The sequence below is a fragment of the Mycoplana sp. 10N416 genome (genome assembly GCF_056394765.1).
Genome location: NZ_JBFTIM010000018.1, coordinates 38,776 through 45,181, shown reverse-complemented (window position 1 = coordinate 45,181; position 6,406 = coordinate 38,776). Strand labels below are relative to the sequence as shown.

The 6,406-nt window shown below is 62.8% G+C and carries 3 protein-coding genes; 1 reads left to right on the top strand and 2 read right to left on the bottom strand.

The window, feature by feature from the left end; all coding sequences use genetic code 11:
* Positions 1-434 precede the first annotated feature (434 nt).
* Positions 435-2,375, top strand: a complete 1,941-nt coding sequence (locus AC1DDS_RS23345) for a M23 family metallopeptidase (RefSeq protein WP_477481037.1) — start codon at positions 435-437, stop codon at positions 2,373-2,375.
* A gap of 213 nt (positions 2,376-2,588) precedes the next feature.
* On the opposite strand, the gene clpB is transcribed toward AC1DDS_RS23345, so the two are convergent.
* Together clpB and AC1DDS_RS23335 are read right to left on the bottom strand one after the other, a co-directional pair.
* Positions 2,589-5,192 carry an ATP-dependent chaperone ClpB gene (gene clpB, locus AC1DDS_RS23340; RefSeq protein WP_477481034.1) on the bottom strand — a complete coding sequence of 868 codons (2,604 nt, stop codon included), beginning with the start codon at positions 5,190-5,192 and terminating at the stop codon, positions 2,589-2,591.
* A gap of 316 nt (positions 5,193-5,508) precedes the next feature.
* A complete protein-coding gene (locus tag AC1DDS_RS23335) occupies positions 5,509-6,162 on the bottom strand; it encodes a DUF4167 domain-containing protein (RefSeq protein WP_477481033.1) in 654 nt (217 codons plus the stop codon).
* Positions 6,163-6,406 lie beyond the last annotated feature (244 nt).

Sequence of the window (6,406 nt, the reverse complement as noted above, 5' to 3'; positions counted from 1 at the left end):
CCCGAAGCGCAAAGCCGTCAGCCGATCTCGTCGGCCTCAGTTGCCAGCATCTCCAAGAAGAACTTCAGAGCGAGTTGGTCAGTCGCTAGCAGCGCCGCCGCCCTCGTTGGTGAGGCGGTTTCTAGGCCCAACCCCAAACCAAGTCAACAACAAAAATGACGGTTTTGCGAAAATTCACATGGCAGAGCGGCCAAGTGCCGGATTTCCAGCGTGTTCCGTCACGAAGTTTCTTCGTCCACAGGCTTGTGGGCCGCTTTTTCCGATCCGCCCTCATATTTTCACAATGCCATCGTCTTCAGCTACATAAGGAGCAAGATGCGCTTGCGCCTGATTTGACTCGCGCCACTTAACATGTACATCTTCTCGCCGCTTGAACGGCGCGCGCACAACGACACGGGACCAACGCGATCGGCATGACGACGACGGACAGGAACATGATCCGCACGCTCGGCAACGAGCCGCCAATCCTGGCGGATGGCCGACGCGCCCCGGACCGTCGTGAGATTTCGTTGCGCTGGCTGTCCGGCACGTTCCTCACCGGTATTACATCTTCCATCCTGATGGGGGTTGCGCTGTTTGCGGCGCTTGACGGCCGTCAGCAGCTGGCGATTCCGGCGGAAGCCTATGCCGCGCTGGAGCCGCACGACCACCCGCCCCAGGCGGGGAACGCCGTCAAGCGCGGCCAGCGCATCCTCGAGCCCAACATCGTCGCCAAACCGACCGACAAGAAGATCATGGAGGTCTCCACCATGATCCATGACGGCGAGAAGGAAGTGGTCCGCCGCAAACCGTTCGCACATGTCACGATGGCACTGGCGGCCAATCACTCCACCGGCGAGGACTATCCCCGCTTCGATCCGCTGGCGATCTTTTCCGATGGCGACAAGAACGAACAGCAGCCGGCGGCGCGCACAGGCACGATCTATGGATCCGATGTCGAATCCGAAGTCGCGCTGAAGAATGGCGACTTTCCGACCGGAGGGCCCGCACTCGCCTATGCCGACCAGATGTCCGCGGACGAAGTCGAGGAAAACGTGCGCACGAACGGGTCCGCGCTCACCGACGGCAGCACCCAGGTCGCCTCGCTCTACTATGTCGACCCGCAGCGATTTGCCTCCGATGCGGGCGACCTGGATCTCTTGCAAGGCCTGACGGCGCGTATTGTCGAGGAGAACATGAGCGTGTCGGACTTCGATACGCTGACCCCCGACGATCCCGAGTATGCGGATGACGTCGTTCCGGTCCGACGCGCCGCGAGCATTGCCGAAGTCATGACCGGTGCAGGATATACGAAGGCACAGGCCGAAGATCTGTCCGGCTACCTCGAAGGCGCTCTTGGCGGCAGCCAACTCAATGCGGGTGATGTCCTTCGCATTTGCGTCATGCAGAAGGGCAAGCAGGCAGATATCGTCCGCGCCTCTGTCTATTCCAGCGGCCGACACGTCACAACCGTGGCGGTCGACGATAAAGGCAGGTTCATCCCCGGCGCCGAGCCGCCACCGCTGGCCGCCGTGGCCAGCGCCTTCGACGGCGACAGCCGCCCGTCGATGGTCTCGGGGCGCGACCTGCCACGCGTCTATGACGGCATTTTTCGTGCCGCCCTCTCCTACGGCATGAGCAAGGACATGACGGCGCAGTTGATCCGTGTCCTCGCCAGCAATGTCGATTTCCAGGCGCAGCTTCGCCCGAACGACACGCTCGAAGCGTTCTTTTCCGTCGCCGATCAGACCGGTATCGCCGCCACCGACTCCGAACTGCTCTATATCAACGCCCGGTTCGGCGACAACGAAACGCGCGTCTACCGCTTCCAGGATCCCGATGATGGCGCCGTCGACTACTACGACCAGGACGGCAAGAGCATTCGCCAGTTCCTGCTGCGCAACCCGGTGCCGAACGGACGCTTCTCGTCCGGCTATGGCATGCGCCGCCACCCCATACTCGGTTTCTCGCGCATGCATACCGGGGCGGACTGGTCCGCACCGCGCGGCACGCCGATTATCGCAGCCGGCAACGGCACTGTCGAAAAGGCGGGCTGGGCGTCGGGCTATGGCAATCAGACGCTGATCCGCCATGCCAACGGATACGTATCGTCCTACAACCACCAGAGCGCGATCGCCAAGGGGGTGAAGGCGGGTTCCGACGTGAAGCAGGGTCAGGTGATCGGCTATGTCGGGTCGACTGGTCTGTCGACCGGAGCGCATCTTCACTACGAGTTGATCGTCAACGGCACCAAGGTGGATCCGTTGAAGATCCGCCTGCCGGGCGGCTCGTCGCTCGAGGGTAAGGCGCTCGCGCAGTTCCAGGTTGAGCGCAAGCGCATCGATGACCTTCTCGGCCGCAAGGAAGACGGCCACGAAGTCGCCGCCAAGGAATAGCGGCTTCGGACCCTTCCACAGGCCGGTCTCCCCCGGCCGGCAGGGAATGCTCCAACAGCATCACACGCCCGCAGGCCACCCAGCATAACGACGCTTCTCCCAAGCACCTTGGGTGGTCCGTCCGTATCGCGACTGTCGCCAGTCCGCATCCAAACCAAAACAACGCGCGGACCATTCCGATCCGCGCGCTGTTTCTCTTCACATCAGGTTCGGTTAGGCCGCCTCGCTCTTGCTGCCCTTGGTGTGGAACAGCAGCCGGTCGGAGCCGGAGGTGACCTTCACCGTCGAGCCGTCCGGTACGTCGCCCGAAAGGATCTGCTCGGCGAGCGGGTCCTGCAGGTACTTCTGGATGGCGCGCTTCAGCGGCCGAGCGCCGTAGACCGGATCGTACCCCTTCTCCGCCAACCAGTGCGTCGCATCCTCGTCCAGTTCCAGCGTAATCTTGCGGTCGGCAAGCAACTGCCGCACGCGCTTCAACTGGATTTCGACGATCGCGCCCATCTCCGTCCGCCGCAGGCGGTGGAACAGGATGATCTCGTCGACGCGGTTGAGGAACTCGGGCCGGAAGTGCGCCTTCACGACCTCCATCACCTCGTCGCGGACCTTCTCGCTATCGTCACCTTCGCCGAGCTGGGTCAGGTATTCAGCGCCGAGGTTCGACGTCATGATGATCAGCGTATTTCGGAAATCGACGGTACGGCCCTGGCCGTCGGTCAGTCGCCCATCGTCAAGCACCTGCAAAAGGACGTTGAACACGTCCGGGTGTGCCTTCTCGATCTCGTCGAACAGCACCACCTGATACGGACGCCGGCGCACGGCCTCGGTGAGCGCACCGCCCTCCTCGTAGCCGACATAGCCGGGAGGAGCGCCGATCAGCCGGGCCACGGAGTGCTTCTCCATGTATTCCGACATGTCCATGCGCACGATTGCCGTCTCGTCGTCGAAGAGGAAGCGGGCGAGCGCCTTGGTCAACTCCGTCTTGCCCACACCCGTCGGTCCCAGGAAGATGAACGAGCCGATCGGCCGGTTCGGATCCTGAAGCCCGGCACGGGCGCGGCGCACCGCACGCGAAACCGCCTGCACGGCATCGCCCTGGCCGACGACCCATTTGCCGAGTTCGTCCTCCATGCGAAGCAGTTTGTCGCGCTCGCCCTCCAGCATCTTGTCGACCGGAATTCCGGTCCAGCGGGAAACGATCTGGGCGATGTTGTCGGCGGTGACGACCTCCTGCACCATCGGGTTCACATCGGCCTGGTCACGGCTTTCGGCTTCCTGCAGCTCCCTTTCGAGTTGCGGAATGACACCGTAGGTGAGTTCGCCGGCGCGCTGGAACTCGCCCTTGCGCTGGACGATTGCCAGTTCGTTGCGGGCTTCGTCGAGCCTCTTCTTCAGCTCGGCTGCATGGCCGAGCTTGCTCTTCTCCGCCTGCCAGCGGGCGGTCAGTGCCGCCGCCTCTTCTTCCAGGGCTGTCAGGTCGAGCTCAAGCTTCTCCAGCCGATCCTGCGAGGCACGATCGGTCTCCTTCTTCAGCGCCTCCCGCTCGATCTTCATCTGGATGATGCGCCGGTCGAGCTCGTCGAGCTCCTCGGGCTTGGAATCGACCTGCATCCGCAGCCGCGAGGCGGCCTCGTCCATCAGGTCGATCGCCTTGTCGGGCAGGAAGCGGTCGGTGATGTAGCGGTTGGAGAGCATCGCCGCCGCCACGAGCGCCGAATCGGAGATCCGCACCTTGTGGTGCTGCTCGTATTTCTCCTTCAGGCCGCGCAGGATCGAGATCGTGTCCTCGACCGTCGGTTCCTCGACGAAGACCGGCTGGAATCGCCGGGCCAGTGCGGCATCCTTCTCGACATGCTTGCGGTATTCGTCGAGCGTGGTGGCGCCGACGCAGTGCAACTCGCCGCGGGCAAGGGCCGGCTTCAGCAGGTTCGACGCATCCATCGCGCCCTCCGCCTTGCCGGCGCCGACCAGCGTGTGCATCTCGTCGATGAAGAGGATGATCTCGCCGGCTTCCGCCTGCACCTCGTTCAGCACGGCCTTGAGCCGCTCCTCGAACTCGCCGCGATACTTGGCGCCTGCGATCAGAGCGCCCATGTCGAGCGCCATTAGCCGCTTGTCCTTCAGGCTCTCGGGCACGTCGCCATTAACGATGCGCAGCGCCAGCCCTTCGGCGATCGCCGTCTTGCCGACGCCGGGTTCGCCGATCAGCACCGGGTTGTTCTTGGTGCGGCGGGAAAGGACCTGGATGGTGCGCCGGATCTCATCGTCGCGGCCGATCACCGGGTCGAGCTTGCCGTCACGCGCCTCGGCCGTCAGGTCGCGCGCATATTTCTTCAGCGCGTCGAAGCCCTGCTCGGCATTGGCCGTGTCGGCGGTACGGCCCTTGCGCAGATCATTGATGACCTGATTGAGCTTCTGCGGGGTCACGCCGGCCTTGGTCAAAATTTCCGAGGTCGCCGCCGATTTTTCAAGTGCCAATGCCAGAAGCAGGCGCTCGACGGTTACAAAACTGTCGCCAGCCTTCTTCGCTGCATCTTCGGCAGTGGCGAACACGCGCGCGAGTGGTTGGGACAGTGACAGCGAGCCGTTGCCGCCCGACACTTTCGGCAGCTTGTCGAGGGCGGCCTCGTTGGCGCGGCGCGCCTCCTTTGCATTGCCGCCGGCGCGCTCGATCAGCGACGACGCCATGCCCTGGTCGTCATCGAGCAGAACCTTCAGGACATGTTCGGGGGTAAACTGGGGATTGCCGTCGGCGAGCGCCTTGGTCTGTGCGGATTGCAGAAAGCCGCGGACGCGCTCGGAGTACTTCTCGATATTCATAGACTACCTCCATGACTCGACCGGCCCTTTTGCGGCGCCGATCGGCGATTCAGGATCAGGCTCCCTTAAAGGCAAACCTGTGCTTTACGAGGTCGAATATGGGGAGGCGGTGGCGAAATTAAAGGAGGCAACCATCAAGTTTGTGGCGACCGACGCAACGGTGATTCGCATGTTTTTCAGGCAAGGCGCGGCTGGGACGCAGGACCCGGGATCATCGTCTCGAGGAGATCGGACTGAAAAGCAAACCGCCCGCGGAATCGCGGGCGGCATATTGTCATGTTGCAGAGATCGCACCGTTAGGCCGGTGGAATTCTCCTCACTCGGAAGCAGCAGCCTCAAGGACGGGCGCGTCACCGCTATCCGCAGATGCGGCCTGCGCCTCTTCTCCGCCCTGCTGGGCCTCGCCGCGACGCGGGCGGCGCTGGCGGGGGGCGTTGCGACGTCGCGACGGTTGGCGCCCGCTCGCTGTGTCCTCTTCCTCCAGCGAAACCTCTGCCGGTGTACCCTCGATGATCGGCTGCGGGCCGGTCCCATCGATGACGGCCTCCGTTACCGGGGCCTCGACAGGTGTCGGTGCGGCGCTCGTCGGCACATCGTCCCCGGCGACGAAATCGCCATCGTCCTGGTCCCGATCGAACCCGTCACGGTCGTTGAAGTCGCTGCGATCGTCGCGCTGGTGGCGCTCCTGCTGCTGCTGTGCCGAGAGAATGATGCGATTGTAGTGCTCGGCGTGCTGCAGATAGTTCTCCGCAATCACGCGATCGCCCGAACTCTGCGCATCGCGCGCAAGCGCCGCATATTTCTCTGCGATCGTCTGCGCCGTGCCCCTGATCTTTACGTCGGGTCCGGAGCTGTCGTAGGTTCGGGTCAACGGATTGCCGCCGCCCTTGCGAAAATTGTTGTTATTGTTGTTATTGTTGTTGTTGTTGTTACGCCCGCGGCCGCGCTTGTTTTGCTGTCCTGGCCTCATGTCTCACTCACCTGAAGTCTCTAATCTTGATGATCGTGTATCTGCACCACCCGGCTGCAAACGCCAGCCCGGGCGAAATTTCATCAGCGAACACACCACGCTCTTCGGTGGTCCTGTTGCCGCTGAACGTCAAATTAACAGGTACCTGCACAGAGCAGTCTTAAACCCCAGCAACTCTTCAATGAGAGAAAGCTTCGCGTCGGTCACATCAGACTAAATCTGTTTCCTGTGACCCTTGCCCGGT